The 17,814-nt window shown below is 65.9% G+C and carries 19 protein-coding genes and 1 pseudogene; 8 read left to right on the plus strand and 12 right to left on the minus strand.

The annotated features are described in order from the left end of the window. Nucleotides 1-195 precede the first annotated feature (195 nt). Complete coding sequence (locus OHQ90_RS07660) at nt 196-723, plus strand: hypothetical protein (RefSeq protein ID WP_328408613.1); 528 nt, start codon at nt 196-198, stop codon at nt 721-723. Nucleotides 724-760: 37 nt separating this feature from the next. On the opposite strand, the gene hsaB is transcribed toward OHQ90_RS07660, so the two are convergent. From hsaB to hsaA, 4 genes are read right to left on the minus strand one after another with little or no spacing between them, the layout of a single operon-like run. Continuing rightward, the gene (gene hsaB, locus OHQ90_RS07665; protein ID WP_328408615.1) at nt 761-1,336 is read right to left on the minus strand and encodes a 3-hydroxy-9,10-secoandrosta-1,3,5(10)-triene-9,17-dione monooxygenase reductase subunit; all 576 of its coding nucleotides are present in this window, start codon (nt 1,334-1,336) and stop codon (nt 761-763) included. A gap of 20 nt (nt 1,337-1,356) precedes the next feature. Next, on the minus strand, nt 1,357-2,262 hold the full coding sequence (hsaC, locus tag OHQ90_RS07670; protein ID WP_328408617.1) for an iron-dependent extradiol dioxygenase HsaC: 906 nt from the start codon (nt 2,260-2,262) through the stop codon (nt 1,357-1,359). Continuing rightward, entirely contained in the window at nt 2,262-3,140 is an 879-nt protein-coding gene (gene hsaD / locus OHQ90_RS07675; RefSeq protein WP_328408619.1) for a 4,5:9,10-diseco-3-hydroxy-5,9,17-trioxoandrosta-1(10),2-diene-4-oate hydrolase, read from the minus strand. Before hsaD ends, hsaC begins: the two co-directional genes overlap by 1 nt. Nucleotides 3,141-3,165: 25 nt before the next feature. Next, on the minus strand, nt 3,166-4,329 hold the full coding sequence (hsaA, locus tag OHQ90_RS07680; protein WP_328408621.1) for a 3-hydroxy-9,10-secoandrosta-1,3,5(10)-triene-9,17-dione monooxygenase oxygenase subunit: 1,164 nt from the start codon (nt 4,327-4,329) through the stop codon (nt 3,166-3,168). A 198-nt stretch (nt 4,330-4,527) separates the two neighbouring features. Between hsaA and OHQ90_RS07685 the strand changes: the two genes are divergently transcribed. Both OHQ90_RS07685 and OHQ90_RS07690 read left to right on the plus strand, forming a co-directional pair. Next, nucleotides 4,528-5,739: a Rieske 2Fe-2S domain-containing protein gene (locus OHQ90_RS07685; protein ID WP_328408622.1), complete on the plus strand. Its 1,212-nt coding sequence runs from the start codon at nt 4,528-4,530 to the stop codon at nt 5,737-5,739. Beyond that, nucleotides 5,739-6,068 carry a hypothetical protein gene (locus tag OHQ90_RS07690; protein ID WP_328408624.1) on the plus strand — a complete coding sequence of 110 codons (330 nt, stop codon included), beginning with the start codon at nt 5,739-5,741 and terminating at the stop codon, nt 6,066-6,068. The genes OHQ90_RS07685 and OHQ90_RS07690 overlap by 1 nt, the downstream gene beginning before the upstream one ends. Nucleotides 6,069-6,179: 111 nt before the next feature. On the opposite strand, the gene OHQ90_RS07695 is transcribed toward OHQ90_RS07690, so the two are convergent. Together OHQ90_RS07695 and OHQ90_RS07700 are read right to left on the minus strand one after the other, a co-directional pair. Next, entirely contained in the window at nt 6,180-6,590 is a 411-nt protein-coding gene (locus OHQ90_RS07695; RefSeq protein ID WP_328408626.1) for a cupin domain-containing protein, read from the minus strand. Between the two features lie 18 nt (nt 6,591-6,608). After that, nucleotides 6,609-7,667: a saccharopine dehydrogenase NADP-binding domain-containing protein gene (locus OHQ90_RS07700; protein WP_328408628.1), complete on the minus strand. Its 1,059-nt coding sequence runs from the start codon at nt 7,665-7,667 to the stop codon at nt 6,609-6,611. 96 nt (nt 7,668-7,763) lie between these two features. Here OHQ90_RS07700 and OHQ90_RS07705 point away from each other — a divergent pair, with 96 nt between their 5' ends. Then, nucleotides 7,764-8,687: an AraC family transcriptional regulator gene (locus OHQ90_RS07705; protein WP_328408630.1), complete on the plus strand. Its 924-nt coding sequence runs from the start codon at nt 7,764-7,766 to the stop codon at nt 8,685-8,687. A 58-nt stretch (nt 8,688-8,745) separates the two neighbouring features. On the opposite strand, the gene OHQ90_RS07710 is transcribed toward OHQ90_RS07705, so the two are convergent. The 3 genes from OHQ90_RS07710 to OHQ90_RS07720 form a co-directional block, all read right to left on the minus strand. Next, the gene (locus OHQ90_RS07710; protein ID WP_328408632.1) at nt 8,746-9,801 is read right to left on the minus strand and encodes a saccharopine dehydrogenase NADP-binding domain-containing protein; all 1,056 of its coding nucleotides are present in this window, start codon (nt 9,799-9,801) and stop codon (nt 8,746-8,748) included. 152 nt (nt 9,802-9,953) lie between these two features. Further along, nucleotides 9,954-10,706, minus strand: coding sequence for a DUF427 domain-containing protein (locus OHQ90_RS07715; protein WP_328408634.1), 753 nt, complete (start codon nt 10,704-10,706; stop codon nt 9,954-9,956). Nucleotides 10,707-10,747: 41 nt separating this feature from the next. Next, nucleotides 10,748-11,578, minus strand: coding sequence for an NAD(P)H-binding protein (locus tag OHQ90_RS07720; RefSeq protein WP_328408636.1), 831 nt, complete (start codon nt 11,576-11,578; stop codon nt 10,748-10,750). 194 nt (nt 11,579-11,772) lie between these two features. On the opposite strand from OHQ90_RS07720, the gene OHQ90_RS07725 reads away from it, so the two are divergent. From OHQ90_RS07725 to OHQ90_RS07740, 4 genes and pseudogenes are all read left to right on the plus strand, one after another. Then, nucleotides 11,773-13,092 (plus strand): DUF2716 domain-containing protein, encoded by a 1,320-nt coding sequence (locus OHQ90_RS07725; RefSeq protein ID WP_328408637.1) that lies wholly within the window; start codon nt 11,773-11,775, stop codon nt 13,090-13,092. 618 nt (nt 13,093-13,710) lie between these two features. Beyond that, the gene (locus OHQ90_RS07730; protein ID WP_328408639.1) at nt 13,711-14,109 is read left to right on the plus strand and encodes a hypothetical protein; all 399 of its coding nucleotides are present in this window, start codon (nt 13,711-13,713) and stop codon (nt 14,107-14,109) included. 110 nt (nt 14,110-14,219) lie between these two features. After that, the gene (locus tag OHQ90_RS07735) at nt 14,220-14,786 is read left to right on the plus strand and encodes a TetR family transcriptional regulator (protein ID WP_328412676.1); all 567 of its coding nucleotides are present in this window, start codon (nt 14,220-14,222) and stop codon (nt 14,784-14,786) included. Beyond that, nucleotides 14,779-14,883: pseudogene (locus OHQ90_RS07740) on the plus strand (DUF397 domain-containing protein); the annotation flags it as partial. The gene OHQ90_RS07735 and the pseudogene OHQ90_RS07740, both read left to right, overlap by 8 nt. Before the next feature lie 226 nt (nt 14,884-15,109). Here OHQ90_RS07740 and OHQ90_RS07745 read toward each other — a convergent pair. The 3 genes from OHQ90_RS07745 to OHQ90_RS07755 form a co-directional block, all read right to left on the minus strand. Further along, a complete protein-coding gene (locus tag OHQ90_RS07745; RefSeq protein ID WP_328408641.1) occupies nt 15,110-15,544 on the minus strand; it encodes a MarR family winged helix-turn-helix transcriptional regulator in 435 nt (144 codons plus the stop codon). A 169-nt stretch (nt 15,545-15,713) separates the two neighbouring features. Next, complete coding sequence (locus tag OHQ90_RS07750) at nt 15,714-16,769, minus strand: acyl-CoA dehydrogenase family protein (protein ID WP_328408643.1); 1,056 nt, start codon at nt 16,767-16,769, stop codon at nt 15,714-15,716. Further along, entirely contained in the window at nt 16,766-17,797 is a 1,032-nt protein-coding gene (locus OHQ90_RS07755; protein WP_328408645.1) for an acyl-CoA dehydrogenase family protein, read from the minus strand. Before OHQ90_RS07755 ends, OHQ90_RS07750 begins: the two co-directional genes overlap by 4 nt. Nucleotides 17,798-17,814 lie beyond the last annotated feature (17 nt).

Here is a 17,814-nt window from a genome sequence, read left to right on the forward strand (position 1 = left end):
GGCCCTTCGGTTGCCACAATCGAAGTTCCCACTTCGCGCGGGCATTTCCTCTTGGTTACCCGGCTTCTATACTGGCCAGTGCAAGCCTGGTCGGGTGTCGGCAGTGGTCTTCGGCGGTCGGCGTTCGATGGTTACCCAATCGAGGTCGCTTTGCGGGTCGGTGTAGCGGCCGAAGCCTCTCGCGAGGAGGGCTGCATGACTGATCCGGTCCACACAAAGGTCTGTTTGACCTGCCGGGAGTACGCGGATCCCGCGTTGGCGGTGTTTCTGGTTCCGGAGCCGCTGGTCCGTGGCGGATGCATTCTGCATCTGTTGGAGCAGACGCCGCTCACTTCCGCGGCCCCGCATCTCGATGCCGGTTTGATGGAACTGGTCCAAACCCAGGTCGAGCCGTACAGCTCCGTGCGTGCGGAGTTCCGGGATTTCCCCGCGCGACTACCCGACTACGCGCGCACCCGCGCCATCCTGCACGACCACTTGATCATCGATCCCGCCCCGATCGGCCTGGACACCGCCGACACCGCCGATATGACGCGCCTGGCATCACTCCCGGAACTCCCGATCGGCCCCCGGCGCGTCGACGACTTCCAGGACTACGCCGTCCGCATAGCCATGCTGGCCATCTACCGTCATTTCGAAATCGACCAGCGCATTCCCCTCCTTTACCACGGCTACGCCGATCCCACGAACGGCTGGTTCGCCCTCCGCGCCGCCTCCGCCTGAGCTCCGAATCGGGAGTGCACCCAATCACTACATGGGGCTACAGCCAGGTGTCCAACGTCGTCGTGGTGAGGAAGTGCTCGAGGTCGTGGCGCCAGGGGGCCGGGACGGTCTTGTCCGGTTCGATGGCGCTGTACTGGCCGCGGTAGAACAACAGCGGCCTGCCGGAGGTGGTCGACTCCGACAGGGCCAGCACTCGGCCGATCACGATGTAGTGATCGCCGCCGTCGACGACGCTGTCCACCGTGCACTGGATGGTGGCCAAGGCATCGTCCAGGAGCGGAAGCTCCAGTTCTGAAGTGTGCCAACTGGTTTCGGCGAACTTGTCGGGTTCGCGGGAACCGAAGCGGGCACACAGCTGCTGCTGCTGCTCGGCGAGGACATTCACGCAGAAGCGCCCGGACTGTTCGATCGCCGCCCAGGACCGTGAGGTCTTGGTGGGGCAGAACAGCACCAGTGGCGGTTCGAGGGAGAGGGCGGCGAACGACTGGCAGGCGAACCCTATCGGGGCGCTGTCACCATCGAAGGTGGTGATCACCGTGATGCCGGTGGCGAACTGGCCGAGTACGTTGCGGAACTGCCGTCCGTCGATGGCGGGATGATCTTCAGTTGTCATGGTGTCGCTCGCCCCGTTCATTACTGCTGTCGCATCCCGACCGTGAAGTCGTGACCCCACAGGCTCACCGCGGTGGATTCCCGGGCGATCCATGAATGATCGTCGACTTCGAGCCCTTCGCAACCGAATTCGACATCGAATCCGCCAGGGGTCTTCATGTAGAAGGACAGCATCTTGTCGTTGACGTGCCTGCCGAGCGTCGCGGACATTTTCACCTTCTTGCGCAGCGCCCGATCGAGGCACAGCCCGACGCTGTCGGAGCCCTCCACCTCGATCATCAGATGCACGATGCCGCTCGGTGTCGGCATCGGCAGGAAGGCGAGCGAGTGGTGGCGCGGGTTGCAGCCGAAGAAGCGCAGCCAAGCCGGTTCGCCGTCGGCGGGCCGCCCGACCATTTGCGGTGGCAGCCGCATCGAGTCGCGCAGCCGATAGCCAAGGACATCCCGGTAGAACGTCAGCGAGGCCTGGTCGTCCTTGGTGCTCAGCACCACATGGCCGAGTCCTTGTTCGCCGGTGACGAACGTGTGCCCGTAGGGGCTGACCACGCGCCGATGTTCCAGCGCCGCACCGTGGAAAGCCTCCAGCGCATTGCCGGAGGGATCCTCGAAACGGATCAGCTCGTCGACCCTGCGGTCGGCCCGTTCGGCCGCGGTGCCCTCCTTGAAGGGCACCCCGGCCGCGTCCAGCCGATCCCGAATATCCTGCAGCTCACCGGCATTGGCGGTCTCCCAGCCCGAGACCTGCAGCTGGTCCCGCTGGCCGGGCACGATGACGAGCCGAGCCGGGAAGTCGTCCATCCGCAGGTACAGCGCATTCGGATCGCTGCCCTTGCCCTCGACCATGCCGAGTACCTTGAGGCCGTACTCGCGCCAGGCCGCCATGTCGGTGGCCTCGATGCGCAAGTACGCCAATGATCGAATGCCCATCACTTCTCCTTGACGCCGGCGAGGAAGTCGCTTGCCAGCCGGTTGAATTCGTCGAACTTTTCCAGCTGCGCCCAGTGGCCGCAACCACCGAATACGTGCAGCTGAACTCGTGGAATCAGTTTCGTCGCCACCAGCGCGCCGTCGAGCGGATTCACTCGATCTTCTCGACCCCAGATGAGCAGCACCGGTTGGCGCAGCTTGTAGGCGTCGCGCCAGATCATGCCCTTCTCGAAGTCGGGTCCGGAGAACGACTTTCCCATCGCCCTGGTCGCCGCCAGCGACTCCGGCGTGCTTGCCGAGGCGAAGCGCTCGTCGATCAGTTCTTCGGTGATCAGCGACTGGTCGAAGACCATGATCCGCAGGAAGGCTTCGATGTTCTCCCTGGTCGGCGTGTAGTTGAACTTCCCGAGTTGCTTCACGCCCTCGGTCGGGTCCGGCGCGAACAGGTTGACGTTCAACCCGCCGGGGCCCATCAACACCAGCTTCCCCGCGCGCTCCGGGTAGTCCAGCGCGAACCGCACCGCGGTACCGCCGCCCAGCGAATTGCCGAGCAGATGGACCCGGCCGCTGATCTCCAGGTGATCCAGCAGGTCCTTCAGTGCCGACGAACTGTGCACGAAGTACTGCGGATGGTCGACCGGCTTGTCCGACTGCCCGAACCCCGGCTGATCCACCGCAAGCACGTGAAAGTTCTGCGCCAGCACCGGGATGTTGCGTGAGAAGTTCGACCAGGAGGAGGCGCCGGGCCCGCCGCCGTGCAGCAGCACGATCGTCGGGCCGTTGCCGACACCGGCCTCGTGGTAGTGCAGCCGAAGATCAGGGCGCACCTGCGCATAGCGCGAGGTGGATTCGAAGGTGAGTTCTATGGTCGAGGTCATCACGCCTCCGATGTCGTTGTGGTCATTACACCATGCCGTCGGTGACGGGCAGCCCGAACTCGTGGGTGCCGTACATGAGATAGGCACGCTCGGGATCGTTTGCCGCGTGCACCCGGCCCGCGTGCGCGTCCCGCCAGAAACGCTGCAGCGGAGTGCCGTTCGCGAGTGCGGTGGCGCCCGAGCTCTCGAAGAGCTTGTCGATGGAGGCGATTGCCCTTCCGGTGGCGCGGACCTGATCGCGGCGCGCCCGCACCCGCAGGTCGAACGGAATCTCCTTGCCCGCCACCAACAGCGCGTATTCATCGGCGACGTTGCCCGACAGCTGCCGCCACGCGGCATCGATATCGCTGGATGCCTCGGCGATCCGGACCTTGGCGAACGGGTCGTCTTTGGCCTTCTCGCCCGCGTAGGCGGCGCGGATGCGCTTGCCCTGATGTTCGACGTGCGCCTCGTAGGCGCCGTAGGCCATGCCGACGATCGGTGTCGCGATGGTCGTGGGATGGATGGTGCCCCACGGCATCTTGTACACCGGGTCGGTGTTCTGCTCCAGGCCGGGGGAGGCGAGCTCGCTCATCTTGCGGAAGCTGAGGAAACGGTGCGACGGCACGAAAACCTCGTCCACCACAACGGTATTGGATCCGGTGCCGCGCAGGCCGACCACATTCCACACGTCATCGATGCGGTAGTCGGTGCGCGGGATCAGGAAGCTGCCGAAGTCGACCGGCTTGCCGTCCTTGATCACCGGGCCGCCGAGCACCGCCCAGGTGGCGTGGTCGGAGCCCGAGGACCAAGCCCACGCGCCCTTGACGATGTAGCCGCCGTCGACGACGGTGCCCGCGCCCATCGGAGCGTAGGACGAGGAGATGCGGACCTCGGTGTCCTCACCCCACACGTCTTCCTGGGCTTGCTGCGAATACAGCGCGAGGTGCCAATTGTGAACGCCGACAATGCCTGCCACCCAGCCGGTGGACCCACATGCGCTCGCGATCTTGCGGACCGTGTCGTAGAAGGTCACCGGGTCGGCCGCGTAGCCGCCCCACTGCTTGGGCTGGAGCAGACGGAAGAACCCGGTCTCCTGTAGCGCCTTCATTGATTCGTCGGGGATGCGCCGCAGGTCCTCGGCCTCCTGCGCGCGCTCGCGCAGCGTCGGCAATAGCGCTTCGACCCGTTCGGTCACTTCTTGCGTCATCTCGGGACCTGCTCCTGCCTGGTCGGATTGATAACCGGTACTCATTTGCCTCTGAGACTAGAACAGGTTCTTATTTATGTCGAGAACCGCCGTTCATCTCGAACAAAGTATGGACATGTGCTGGAAGTAGGCCGAATCGCTGGCGTGTAACGCGACATTTTTGTAACGTGTTCTAGTACAGAAGGAGGAGGAATCGCGATGGCAGTTACCCCACAGGGGAGCGGTGCGAAGGTTCGAGAGCTCGATGTGGGCTCCGCACCCACCCGATATGCGCGGGGATGGCATTGCCTCGGTCTGGCGAAGTCGTTCCGCGACGGCAAGCCGCACGCCGTCGAGGTGTTCGGCACCAAACTCGTGATCTGGGCCGATACCAATGACGAACTGCGGGTGCTCGATGCCTACTGCAGGCACATGGGTGGCGACCTGAGCATGGGCGAGGTCAAGGGCGACGACATCGCCTGTCCGTTCCACGACTGGCGCTGGGGCGCCAGTGGCAAGTGCACGGCGATTCCCTATGCGCGGCGGGTGCCGCCGCTGGCGCGTACCAGGAAGTGGACAACGCTGGAGCGCAACGGTCAGCTGTTCGTCTGGCACGACCACGAGGGCAGCCAGCCGCCGCCGGAAATCACCATTCCGCACATCGAGGGTCCGTACACGGACTCCGACGGCAATCCGACCGAGCAGCTCGACAGCGGATGGACCGACTGGACCTGGAACTCCCTGTTGATCGAGGGCGCGAACTGCCGCGAGATCATCGACAACGTGGTCGACATGGCCCACTTCTTCTATATCCACTTCGCCTTCCCGACGTACTTCAAGAACGTTTTCGAGGGGCACATCGCCACCCAGTTCCTGGAGACCAAGGGCCGTCCCGACATCGGCATGGCCTCCAAGTACGGCGGCGATACCCTGCTGAAGTCGGAGGCGTCGTACTTCGGGCCGTCGTACATGATCAATCCGCTGATCAATATCTACAGCGGGTACGAGGTCAAGAGCGTCCTGATCAATTGCCACTACCCGGTGTCGCAGGACTCTTTCATGCTGCAGTGGGGCATCACGCTGGAGAAGCCGCAGGGCGTCGACGGTGAGATGGCCGACAAGCTGGCGGCGAAGATGACCGAGGGCATCAGTGTCGGCTTCCTGCAGGACGTCGAGATCTGGAAGCACAAGTCCAAGGTCGAAAACCCGCTGCTGTGCGAGGAAGACGGCCCCGTCTACCAGCTGCGTCGCTGGTATGACCAGTTCTACGTCGATCTGGCCGACGTGACGGAGAAGATGACGCAGCGCTTCGAGTTCGAGGTGGACACCACCAAGGCCAACGAGGCGTGGGAGGCCGAGGTTGCGGAGAATCTGCGGCGCAAGGCGGAGGCCGACGCGGCCGAGGCCAATCAAGCGGAGGCAGGTGTCTGATGGCTGCGACCTGGGCCAAAGCACCCGACTTCGCCGACCAGCCGACTCGGCGGGCCGCGGTGCAGGCCCAGACCGTGGTCGACAAACAGCGCTACCTGGAGGACGGCCTCACCCCGCTGCGGTGTCAGGCATGCGACAGCGAAGTCCTGGTGCGCAAGAGCAGTTCGCACCAGACCTCGGTGCAGTGGAAGGGCAATCCCGCCGCCCACTGCCCGGTCTTCGCCCAACTCGCGGCCAAGGGAAACGCACCCGGCCGCCCCGACTCCTGCCCGAACTTGGAGAAGACCATCAAGTGGGCGGTGGACGAAGGCGTCATCGAAGTTCCGTGATACCGGATCAGGCCTGAGTGGCCGCTATTCGGCGGAAGTGCGCAATCCTGCACGTTTTCCGGGGATGGAACCTGCGCGCATACCAGCACTAGCAGGGCTCGAACCCGCTGCTCAGTCCAAACGGAAGTCGGCGAAATCGAAGCCGGGCGAGACGATGCAGCTCACCAGTGCATAGTCTGCGCCCGCAGGTCGCGCGGCCTGGCTGACACCGCCGGGCACCACCGCCTGCAATACCTGACCGTGCTCGACATCGGGACCGAGGATGATCTCCTCGCCACCGATGTCGAGCACCAATGGTCCGCCGCGGTGCCACAGCCACACCTCGTCCGATTGCACCGTGTGCGGTGCGGACCTCTCGCCGGGCAGCAGCAAGAAGTAGATCCCGGTCGCGCTCGCGCGCATACCCGTGTACCCCTCGGGCGTGAATTCCACAGCGCTGCGCCATGTTTCCCGATACCAGCCGCCCTCCGGGTGCGGTTCCAGATCGAGTGCGACGGCGAGCGGCGGGCGAGTGTCGGTCATGAATCGACTATGCCCGACTCACAGCTCTTCGATGCGCCAGGTGATGCCGAAGGGCGTGAGCGCGTCGAGGAAGTCGGTGGCGTCGAAGGCCTCGGCCGCGGCGAGTGCGCCCGGCTTGCTCGTGCCTTCGGCGAGCCGGATGGCGGCCTCCACGGCCATCAGCGCCGAATCGCGGTAGGTGTGGCCGCCGCTCACGATGCCGCGGACGCGGTCGCCATTGGTGCCATAGGCGTCGACGACGAGGTCGTAGCGCAGGTCCGAGCTGGGATTCTCGGGCAGCGATTCGATGATCTCCGCGGTGAAGCCGCTCAGTGTGTTGTGGACCTGCGTGGGCAGCACGCCCTCGACGTGGGAAACATCCGAGTGCCGGGGGATGGTGAGCACCGGCGGCAGTGGGAATTTCGTGACGGCGGTGGGTTCGGTGTCGCCCGGGATCGTCAGCTCCACATGCTTGATCGTTGCGCCGGTGCGGAATTCACCGTCCGCGAAGTGCCAGCCGCCGCTGCGGAACCAGTCGAGGTTGGCGAACACCGTTTTCGCGCTGCCTTTGGAGCCGTTCCCGCCGCTCTTGCTCAGATGGCTGAGCACGATTTCGGCGGGACCTGGCACAGCGCGGGAAGTCAGGTAGCCGAGCAGATCGCCGGGCAGGCTGCTATCGGTGATCCCGGAAACGACGGTGACACCGGCCGCCTCGGCGCGGGCCGCGTAGTCGTCGAACACCTGCTTCGAGAACCGTTGCTCGCCGGAGATATCGGTGTAGTGCGCTCCGGCGTCGATCGCGGCCGCGAGCACCGCCGCGCCGTGATCGATGTAGGAGTGCAGGCTGCTGATCACCGCGTCCACGCCGCTGAACGCGGCAACGAGAGCGTCGTGGTCGGTGAGCGCTGCCACCCGGATCTCCGCGGCCGGGATGTCCGCGGCTGCGGCGGCGGCACGCAGGCGATCGGCATTGCGGCCCACCAGGATCGGGGTGACGCCGCGGCGATCCAGTTCGGTGAGCAGGTGGCCGCCGGTGACGCCGGTGGCGCCGTAGACGGCGATCGTCTTGGTGGTTCCGGTGGCGTTCGTGTTTGTCATGAGCCCAACGGTATTGCTGGATTCTGGGTGAATCCATGGCTATTTTGCTCAGAATCATGTCCTGAGCGCTCAACGATTAAGCGCTATGGTGAGTGGGTGGACATTCTCAGCGAGACCATCGCGGCCATCCGCACGGGCAACCCGGCCTCCGGCATGTTCGTCCGGCATGCCCCCTGGGGACGCAGCTACCCGGTGGTTCCCGGTGCGGGCTTTCATGTGGTGTTGCAGGGTTCCTGCTGGCTGGTGCCGCCGCAGGGCGAGCCGGTCGCACTCGGCGCCGGTGACGTCCTGTTCATGCCGAGGGGCGCAGACCATGATCTGGTAGATCGTCTGGACAGCCCGGTCACCGAGACGGCGCGGCCCGGCGAGCCGCGCGACATCCCCGGGGCCGGTGCGCGCACCGCATTGCTGTGCGGGGCATACGAACTCGGCAGACAACGCAGTCACCCACTACTCGACGAGCTACCCGAATTCATCCACCTCCCCGCGCGCCCGGGCCGCCACCCCTCGCTGCGCGCGACCGTCGACCTGCTCGCCGCCGAGATCGCGGAGCCGCGGCAGGGCAGTGACGCTGCGGTGCCCGCCATCCTGGAGACCCTGCTGCTGTTCATCCTGCGGGCCTGGTTCGACGAACAGGCCGCGGCCGACGAGTCTGCCTCGGGCTGGGCGGGCGCCTTCGCCGACCCCGCGGTCGCCGCCGCCCTGCGTGCTGTGCACGAGGAACCCGCCCGCGCCTGGACCGTCCCCGACCTCAGTGATATCGCAGGCGTCTCCCGCGCCACCTTGGCCCGCCGTTTCACCGCTACTGTCGGCGAGCCGCCATTGGCCTACGTCACCCGCTGGCGAATGCTGACCGCGGCTCGTCTCCTGCGCGATACCGACAGCTCGCTGAACACCATCGCCCGAAAGGTCGGCTACACCTCGGAATTCGCCTTCGCCAAAGCATTCAAGCGCGAATACGGCCGCGCCCCTGGCCGATACCGTCGCGCCGAGGACAAGCCACCGCTGATCGCGGTCTGAATCGGCGCCTCCCTTGCAGGACAGTGTATTTCGCGGCCGGATCGCCGTGTTTCACGGCTTACGGTTCGATGCGCCAGGTGATACCGAACCGGGCGAGAGCGTCGAGGAAGTGCCCGGCGTCGAATGCTTCGGCAGCCGCAAGGGCTCCTGGCTCGGTGGTGCCATCGGCGAGCCGGACCGCGGCTTCCACCGCCATCAGCGCCGAGTCGCGATAGGCGTCCGTGCCGCTCACCACGCCGCGCACTCTACGGCCGTCCCCGCCGAATGCGTCGACGACGAAGTCATAGCTCAGCCCCGAAGTCGGTTCGTTCGGGAGTGATTCGACGATTTCGGCAGTGAGGCCGCCGAGCTGACTGTGGAATGCGGTGTCGAGCACGCCCTCGACGTAGGAGACCTTCGAGTGGCGGGGAATGGTGAGCACCGGGGGCTGCGGGAACTTCGAGACGGTGGTGGGTTCGGTGGCGCCGGGAAAGGTCATCTCGGCGTGCCTGGCGGCCGCGCCGGTGTGGAATCCGCCGTCCTGGAAGTGCCAGCCGCCACTGCGGAACCAATCCAGGCTCGCCAGTACGGTTTTCGCGCTGCCCTTGGAACCGTTGCCTTCGCTCGTACCGTGCAGGCTCATGGAGATCTCCACCGGACCGGTCAGGCGTCGGGAGGTCAGGTAGCCGAGCAGGTCGCCGGGGAGATTGCTGTTGGTGATGCCGGGGACCACCGTCACGCCCGCCGCTTCGGCGCGCGCCGAGTAGTCGTCGAACACGCGCTCGAGGAACAGCTGCTCTCCGGACAGGTCCGTGTAGTGCGCGCCCGCGTCGATCGCCGCCGCGAGAACCGCCGCGCCGTGGTCGACGTAGGAGGGCAGGCTGCTTATCACCACATCGGCACCGGTGAATGCCGCAACGAGAGCGGCCTGGTCGGAGACCTCCGCGACCCGAACCTCTGCGTTCGGGAGCCCGGCGGCGGTCGCGGCGGCGTGCATGCGACCGGCATTGCGGCCCACCAGGATCGGGCTGATACCGCGACGGTTCAATTCGGCCAGGAGATGGCCGCCGGTGACTCCGGTGGCGCCGTAGACGGCGATGGTCTTGGTGGACTCGGTGGCTTTCGCGTTGGTCATGACTCAAACGATATGGCCAGTCGATGAGTAAATGAATGGCCTGATCGCTCGTGATGATGTCTGAAACACTCATGGCCTGCCGTGCGCGGAGGTGTCGGGTCGAATGAGGTCCGACATCCAGGCCGGTGCGCTGCGCCGACACCTGTCGTCGGTCAGCTGAACGGCGTGTGCGGGCGGTCCTGGAGTTCGTCGTCGAGGTAGATGTCGACCTTCTCGTTGAAGAAGCAGGCGAGCCCCGCGATCTTCTGGCTTTCGGGCAGCGGCGTGCGATAGCCCCACACGAGGTCGGGGTATTCCTTGTCGCCGATGCGGATGCTCCAGTAGTCGGCGGTGCCTTTGTACGGGCAGCTCGAATGGGTCTGCGAGGGGCGCAGCAAGTCCATGCGCACATCGGTCAGCGGCAGGTAATACCGTGGGGGAAGCCCGGTTTCGAAGAGGATGCGTGGCGAACGGGAGTCGGCGACGGTGACGCCATCGATCTCGACGCGCACGTGCCGCGAGCCGGCCAGGATGTCGATCCGGGAGTACGGATCGCGCGGATGGACGTAGACCGGCTCGTCCTCCTCGAACCATTCGTCCATCGAGTTCCAGTCCAGCCGGACCAGATCATCGAGTTCGGAGAATGGCGAATCGTGATAGCGCAGCGCGCCGCCCGGCGCGCTTGCGCCGTCGACCACCACGTCGTACCCCGTTGCCTCGCCCCGGCTGGGGGAGTGTTTCGTGATGCCGTTCGGCTCGAGCTTCGCGTGCAGGTCGGCGAGCGGCACGTAGTAGGTCGGGTAATGCGGGCTCTCCCAGACCAGGACCGGCCGCGCCGTATCGGCGACCAGTTGTCCGCCGAGATAGACCCGCACCCGCTTCCGGCTCGTCTCGATCTTGACGCGACCCCGCTGCTCTTCGGTCATAGTTCCCGACCGTACTCCGGAAAAGCGACGAAAATCCGAAGTCAGTGCGCCGTCCAGACGCCCGTTGCGGCGGCCGCACCGGCATAGTCACGAAAGTCGCGCGGTTCGCGGCCGAGAATCTTCTGGACGCCGTGCTCCACCCGGGCATTGCGGCCGTCCATGAGTTTGGTGAACAGATAGATCGACTGTTCGACCTCGGCCGCCGACCTGCCGTGCGCGGTCAGCGTCGCGGCGTACGCATCTGGCGGCACCTCGACGAACCGGATGTCGCGCCCGCTGGCTGTGCCGATCTCGGCGACCGCGTCGGCGAAGGTCAGCAGGCGGGGGCCGGTGAGTTCATAGATCGCCCCCGAATGCCGCGGCTCGGTGAGGACGGTCGCCGCGACGTCCGCGATGTCGTCGGCATCGATGAACGCTTCGCCCACCGCGCCGACCGGCAGCGCCACCCGCCCGGCCCGCACGTCGTCGCGGAGAAACCCTTCATCGAAGTTCTGGTCGAACCAGGCCACCCGCAGGATCGTCCACTCCGCACCCGAGTCCTGTAGTCGGCGCTCGCTGTCCACCCCGACCTCGGCCCGCTGTCCGGACAACATGACCAATCGCCGGGCGCCCGCGGCAACCGCCTGCTCGGCGAAAGCGCCGATCACCTCCGGCGCCCCCGGCATCGCCACATCGGGGGAGTACACAACGAAAACGGCGCTGATCCCATCCAGCGCGGCGGCCCAGGTCGCCGGATCGGTCCAGTCGAACCGCGCCGTCCCCGTCGTGGAACCCACACGCACCGGCCGGTTTACGGCACGAAGTCGCTGCACCAGGCGTCGACCGCTCTTGCCGGTCCCGCCGAGCACCAGCGTCTGCGCTGTCTCCAACATGCTGCTCCGTTCGACCGAAGGGATCTCCGCACGCAAGGCTCCGACTCGGCGGACGCTACCTGGCCTGCTGGGACGACTCCGCGCAGGCGCGCCGAACTGTTGGCGATCGCCGGCACACACATCCCGCGTCCCGAAAAGGCTGATCGCGGAGTCGTCGCGAGGTCGGCGGCGGGTGCGATGGGATGATATGTGGAATGGGCTCGAGGACGGAGAGCGTCGAAGAATTGTTGGCGCTGTATGACGCTCAACTTCGCGGTCGGCGGCCGGCGCCGCAGCCGGTGGGCAGTGTGATCGAAGAGGACGGGCCGGTTGTCCGAATCCACTACGGCACGCACGCGAGCATCGAGCATCGAGCCTTGCCGGTCGAGGGCCTGGATGCGCTCATCGCCCGCCAGCGCGATGCCTGTGACGCGCGCGGTGAGCCCGCGGAATGGAAGGTTTACGCGCATGACAGTCCTGCCGACCTATCGCGGCGGCTGCGGGCTGCGGGTTTCATCACGGGCAGAAAACGCGCGGTCCTGGTTGCGCCGGTAGGACAGATCACCGCTGTCGAGCCGCTGACGGCGGGGGCGGTCGTGGCAGAGGCGTTCGACCACCGACACATTCAGGATGTTGCCAGGTTCGTCGCCGCAGCCGGACCGCACCAGATCGCTTTCACCGAATTCCTTGCCGACGGAAGGTCGTTGCGGTGGGAGGACCATGTGCTGGTCGCCACGCAGGACGGCCGGATACGGGCCGCCGCATGGGCCGCTCACCTCGCGCACACGAACTTCATGGCCATCGGCGGGATCGTGGATCCGCAGGGCGTGTTCGCCGATCACCTGTGCGGGTGGGATTGGCAACGCTCGAACTCGATCGGTGCGAACGGCGAACCCGAGGTGGGTTACGTGGTCGCCGAGGCCGACGGCGAGCTGCAATCCGCGCTGGAAGCAGCAGGCATGCGCGTCATCACCACGGTCACTGCCTATCACTGGTTTCCGGAGGAACCGCCCGTGAAGACGCGCCCCGTCCGGCAACTGTTCGACGACCGTGAATACGACGCGCTGTGGAATCGCTTCTATGCCGAGTTCGAGTTCCGCCCGAGTACCGCGACCTCGCCGGGCATTACCGAACCGACCGCATCGGCGACCTGGCATTTGGGAGTACTCGACCTGACCGACGCCGAACACGATGGCGTCGAACAACTTCAGCGCATCATCCGCGCGGGTCTGCTCGCATGCCATAGGCCCGGCGAGGTGCTCTATTGGCTCGACTGGCAGCACGTCGGATACCGCTTCGATCCGAGCCGGGTGGGTGGTGCAGGCCGGCCGGACTGGCCCGGTTCCGCATACCCGGACGGTGACTACCACATCTACGCGACGCCCGACTTTCGGCTCGGAACCTTCGGTCACCCTTGGGAATACACGGTGTGCGTCTTTGGTGATCAGCTGCTGTCGGAGGTCGAGCACAAGCTCACCGCTCTACTCGGCACCCCCATTCGCCGCAGCGGCCACCCCGTCGGCGCCACAGAGTGAGGTTGTCGGGTTGTCTTCCGCCCCATAGCCGCCTTCTATATTTCGCGTTGTTTCGCTCGTTCAAGCATTCGAGCGATCCGGATTTGTCCCCATTCTTCGATATCGCTGATGCTCCCCATGCCCAATCCCCTTTCGGCTGCTCAGAGATCGCCAGTGTCACAGATCAAGGCCCCAGATATAGGCGCTCACACGCAGCCGGGGCAAACCTGCGCTCGCTCCCGGGATAGCGCACACGCTGTTGATGTAGTGGTTCATCTGCTCGACTGCCATCAGCCGGCGAGCGGCCGACGCGCAGGCGGCGTAGTGCAGGACTGTCGTTTGCCACCGTTGTGGGACCACCACGTTGCTAGTCGTGGGACCACCGACAGCAGGTGATCCGCTGAGAGAACATGTTCCAGATCCGCTATGTGGACCGATCATGGCTACGGCAGCGGAGTGATGAACGTCGGCATGGGGCGCGGTGCCGGTTTAATGTCCGGCCCGTTTCGCCATGCCGCGCTCCCGAACCGGACAGGCCAGCTTTCCCGGCACGGTGTCGCGGCACTCACACTTGAACGTGTTCAACAAACAGCCTAACCTCATAGTTGAACACGTTCAAATAAGTAAGGAGCTGGGACAATGAACCTCGTCGTCGCCACATACGCGACCTACGCGACCATCAGCTTGGCGCTCACGTTCTGGGTGGCACGCACCCTGCACCGCACCGGCGCACGGTTTCTGGTGGATGTCATGAATGGAGACAGCGATCTCGCCGAAGTCGTGAATCATCTGCTGGTCATCGGGTTCTGGCTCGTCAATGCGGGCTTCGTGGCGCTGGCCTTGCGCATTAGCGGCCCAGTCATCGATGCGCGCGCCGCAATCGAGGAACTCGCCATGAAACTCGGCATGGTTCTGCTAGTGCTCGGCGGCATGCACTTCGCAAACCTGATCGCCCTGAACAAGATCCGCCGCAGCAGGCGCCAGGAGAAGCAGGCCACCGTCCCTCCCGTTCCGGTCGCCGCAGCCGCACTAGCCTGAGCCGCATGACCCGCCCCGAGCCCGCGACCGCGCGCGGCGAGGAAACTCGCCAGCAGATCATCGACGCCGCCCTGCGCCTGTTCGAGCAGAACGGCTACACGAAGACCACCATGCGCGCGATCGCGGGCGAAGCCGGCGTCAGCGTCGGCAACGCCTACTACTACTTCACTTCCAAGGAACACCTGGTTCAGGGCTTCTACCAACAGATCCAGACCCTGCACGAACAGCAGGTCGAGCAGGCCACCCGCGGCGACTCTCTCGCCGCCCGATGGCAGACGATGGAACTGGCCTTCGTCGACGTAGCCGCCCCCTACCACGAGTTCGGCGGCAAGTTCTTCGCCAGCGCCGCCGAGCCCACCAGCCCGCTCAGTCCATTCAGCGACGAAAGCCGGCCCGCCCGAGAGGCATCCACCGCCATCATGCGCATCCTGGTCATCGGCAACGACGTCAAGGGTGACAAGCGGCTGATGGCCGAGCTACCGAATCTGCTGTGGCTGGCCCACATGGGCATCGTCCTGTTCTGGGTCCACGACCGCAGCCCCGACCAGGAACGCACCCGACTGCTGATCCGCCGAATCGCCCCACTCGTCGAACGCGTCGTGGCGCTGTCGAGACTCCGTCCACTGCGCCCCGTCCTGTACCCAGCCCTGGATCTCATCAAGGACCTCGGTAAGTGACTCCAAGAACCCGACCGGCCCGGCACTGGTGTTCACTCCTGGCGAGTGGGACGCCTTCACCGCTGGCGTGAACGACGGCGAGTTCGACCGTCAGTAGGTGTTTCGCTCGATCAGGTTACGAGCCCGGTCCGTCCTTCGGATCGGGCTCGAACTATGTGCAGCCCTCGTGCGGGGCACTAGGCATGCATTGGATCGACCAAGCTGATCCCCTTAAAGGCGCTCACGCTCGCAAACGGCCCATACGGCTTTCGGTTGCCCGGTCTGCTTGTTGGCGGTCGGTGCGGGAAATCGTCATGCTCATCGGTATGCCATCTCGATGTCGATCAGTGCTGCGGCGCAGCCTTTTTCAGGGCGTCCAGCAGTTCGTTCAGATCTGTTTCCATTCGGGCGAGTCGGTCGGTGTCGAACTCGGACAGTCGGGTCGCGAGTGCGGTGCCGAAGGCGCGGCGCGCGTGGTGCAGCCGGTCACGACCGGCCGGGGTGAGTTCGACGACGACGGCCCGGAAATCGTCGGGGTCCTTGCGCCGGGAGGCGTAGCCGTCCGCGACGAGCCGGCCGATCAGCGCCGTTGCCGCCGGCTGTGAACATCTATCGATGCGGGCGAACTCGCTGACCCGCATAGCGCCGTGTTCGTCGAGCACCGCCAGCGCCCGCAGCACGGCCCGCGGCAGATCGTCGCCGCTGATCACCCCGGCCAGCCGGGTCAGCCGACCGGCGGTGACGAGTAGATTGACCACGCTGTCTTCTGCTGATGTCACCTGAGACTGCTGCACCCGAGTATTATTTCATAAGCTAACTATGCAAACCGAGGAACTGCGTCACGCAGGTTACTGCCTGCGGATACGTTGCCGTTCGGACGCGAAAGCGCCTCGGGGAGTGCAATGACTCCGCCGAGGCGCTCGGTCGATGATGACGGGGAGGAGATAGCTACACCGGTTGGGGCAGGGGCCGGTGGGGCGTGCCGAACAGTTGGGCGTCGCCGTGGGCGCGCTTGAAGAACAGGTGCGCGTCGTGCTCCCAGGTGATGGCGATGCCGCCGTGCAGTTGGACTGTTTCGGCAACGATGGTGCTCAGCGCCTCGGAGCAGTGCACGCGTGCGGCCCAGACGTCCTCTGCGGCCGAGGGACTGTTCGCGGCGACGGCGGCGGTCGCCGCGTAGGAAGCGGACTTGGCGGATTCCAGCAGCACATACATGTCGGCCATGCGGTGCTTGAGTGCTTGGAAGCTGCCGATCGCGCGGCCGAACTGCACCCGGGATTTGGTGTATTCGACCGTCATGTCCAGGCACTGCTCTGCGGCCCCGACCTGCTCTGCGGCCACTGCCGCCCAGGCGATTTCGTGCAGGCGTGTCGTGACTGCCGCCGGATCGCCGGCGCCGAGCCTGCGGGCGGCGACCGCAGTGAAGTTGACCTCGGCGAGCTTACGGGTCGGGTCCATGGTCGGGAGGGCGCGTCGGGTAATGCCCTCGGTCGCGGCCTCGACCTCGAACAGGCCGGTGGGCGTCACCACGATGAAGGTGTCGGCGTGGGTGCCGTCGAGTACGTAACTGGCTGTGCCGGTGAGTGTTCCGTTGTCGGCATGCACGCCGGGCTCATCCCAGCCGCGCCGGCCCGCCCAGCACACCGCGATCGTGCGGGTGCCCTCGGCCACCTCGGGCAACAGTCTGTTGCATGCGTCGACATCGCCGGACAGCAGCACGGCCTGCGCGCCGAGCACGGCCGAGCCGAGCATCGGGACCGCGGCCAGCGTGCGCCCCAATTCGCTGACCACCAGCAGGGATTCGACGAGGCTCGCGCCGAAGCCGCCGTATTCCTCCGGAATCGCGAGCGCCGCAACGCCGATCTGCTCGCACAGCAGTCGCCACAGCGTCTCGTCGTAGCCGAGTTCGGTGTCCATGCCCGCGCGCACCGCGTCACGGCCTGCATGCTTGGCGAGCAGCGCACGGACGGAGCTGACGAATTCGAGATGCTCGGTGCTTGTCATACCGCACCCCGCAGGCCGCGGTCGCGCACCGTCTCGTCGCGCAGTGCGCGGGCGATTCGTGAGCGATGCAAATCCGGTGAGCCCCATGCAGACCGGAGCGCGGTGACCTTGGTCAACCACAGCGACAGGTCGTACTCGGCGGTGTAGCCGATGGCGCCGTGCACCTGCAGGGCAGCCCTTGCCGCCTGGTAGGCGGCATCGCCGCAGGCGACAACGGCTGCCGACACATCGCGGCTGCGGGTGGGCTCGGCCATGGTCAGCGCAGCGCGCAACAGCAGCGGTTCGGCGAGGTCGAGACCGATCAGCACATCGGCGAGCTTCTGTTTGACGGCCTGGAATTCGCCGATCGGCTTGCCGAACTGCTTGCGCTGCTTGGCGTATCCGGTGGCGGCGTCGAGCAGCGCCCGCCCGGCACCGAGGAGCTGAGCAGCGGCGGCAAGTGCGCCGGTGTCGAACGCGACCGCGATGGCTCCGGGCACTTGTTCGCCGGTGGCGACCACGTCGTCGGATGCGACGGTGAACAGCCGCCTGGCCGGATCGACCGACCGCACCAGACCGGTCCGATGCGCGGTGGACAGCTGGTCACCGTCGGCGATCAGCAGCACTTCCGCGGTGTCCGCGTCGAGCGCGACTGCGTCCTGGTCGGGCGAGGCGAAAGCTACGGTTCCGAGCGCCGCACCGTCCGCGAAGCCGGGCAGCCATCGTGCGGCGAGTGCGGCATCCGGAAGAGCTTGCAGCAGCGCAGGAATCGCGGCCGCGGTCTCGACCAGGGGTCCTGGCGCCGCGGCCCTGCCGATTTCCAGGAAGGCGACGACGAGGTCGATCGGGTCGGCGCCGATTCCGCCGTTGCTTTCCTCGACCGTCAAGCCGAGCACGCCCGCGCCGGCCAGCTGGCGGATCAGCGACCGGCCGGGCCGGGGATCACCGGCCGCCCAGGCACGAACCGCCGCGGGGGTGCGTCCGGCATCGAGCAGCTTGCGCACGCTCGTGCCGAAGTCGAGTTGTTCCGGGCTGAGCGCGAATCTCATCGAGCCCTCCTTTCCGT

The sequence above is a fragment of the Nocardia sp. NBC_00403 genome (genome assembly GCF_036046055.1).
GTDB lineage: Bacteria > Actinomycetota > Actinomycetes > Mycobacteriales > Mycobacteriaceae > Nocardia.

Coding starts and splice junctions, on each gene's coding strand:
- OHQ90_RS07660 (WP_328408613.1), top strand. CDS start 196: ATGACTGATCCGGTCCACACAAAGGTCTGTTTGACCTGCCGGGAGTAC.
- hsaB (WP_328408615.1), bottom strand. CDS start 1,336: ATGACAACTGAAGATCATCCCGCCATCGACGGACGGCAGTTCCGCAAC.
- hsaC (WP_328408617.1), bottom strand. CDS start 2,262: ATGGGCATTCGATCATTGGCGTACTTGCGCATCGAGGCCACCGACATG.
- hsaD (WP_328408619.1), bottom strand. CDS start 3,140: ATGACCTCGACCATAGAACTCACCTTCGAATCCACCTCGCGCTATGCG.
- hsaA (WP_328408621.1), bottom strand. CDS start 4,329: ATGACGCAAGAAGTGACCGAACGGGTCGAAGCGCTATTGCCGACGCTG.
- OHQ90_RS07685 (WP_328408622.1), top strand. CDS start 4,528: ATGGCAGTTACCCCACAGGGGAGCGGTGCGAAGGTTCGAGAGCTCGAT.
- OHQ90_RS07690 (WP_328408624.1), top strand. CDS start 5,739: ATGGCTGCGACCTGGGCCAAAGCACCCGACTTCGCCGACCAGCCGACT.
- OHQ90_RS07695 (WP_328408626.1), bottom strand. CDS start 6,590: ATGACCGACACTCGCCCGCCGCTCGCCGTCGCACTCGATCTGGAACCG.
- OHQ90_RS07700 (WP_328408628.1), bottom strand. CDS start 7,667: ATGACAAACACGAACGCCACCGGAACCACCAAGACGATCGCCGTCTAC.
- OHQ90_RS07710 (WP_328408632.1), bottom strand. CDS start 9,801: ATGACCAACGCGAAAGCCACCGAGTCCACCAAGACCATCGCCGTCTAC.
- OHQ90_RS07715 (WP_328408634.1), bottom strand. CDS start 10,706: ATGACCGAAGAGCAGCGGGGTCGCGTCAAGATCGAGACGAGCCGGAAG.
- OHQ90_RS07720 (WP_328408636.1), bottom strand. CDS start 11,578: ATGTTGGAGACAGCGCAGACGCTGGTGCTCGGCGGGACCGGCAAGAGC.
- OHQ90_RS07725 (WP_328408637.1), top strand. CDS start 11,773: ATGGGCTCGAGGACGGAGAGCGTCGAAGAATTGTTGGCGCTGTATGAC.
- OHQ90_RS07730 (WP_328408639.1), top strand. CDS start 13,711: ATGAACCTCGTCGTCGCCACATACGCGACCTACGCGACCATCAGCTTG.
- OHQ90_RS07735 (WP_328412676.1), top strand. CDS start 14,220: ATGCGCGCGATCGCGGGCGAAGCCGGCGTCAGCGTCGGCAACGCCTAC.
- OHQ90_RS07750 (WP_328408643.1), bottom strand. CDS start 16,769: ATGACAAGCACCGAGCATCTCGAATTCGTCAGCTCCGTCCGTGCGCTG.
- OHQ90_RS07755 (WP_328408645.1), bottom strand. CDS start 17,797: ATGAGATTCGCGCTCAGCCCGGAACAACTCGACTTCGGCACGAGCGTG.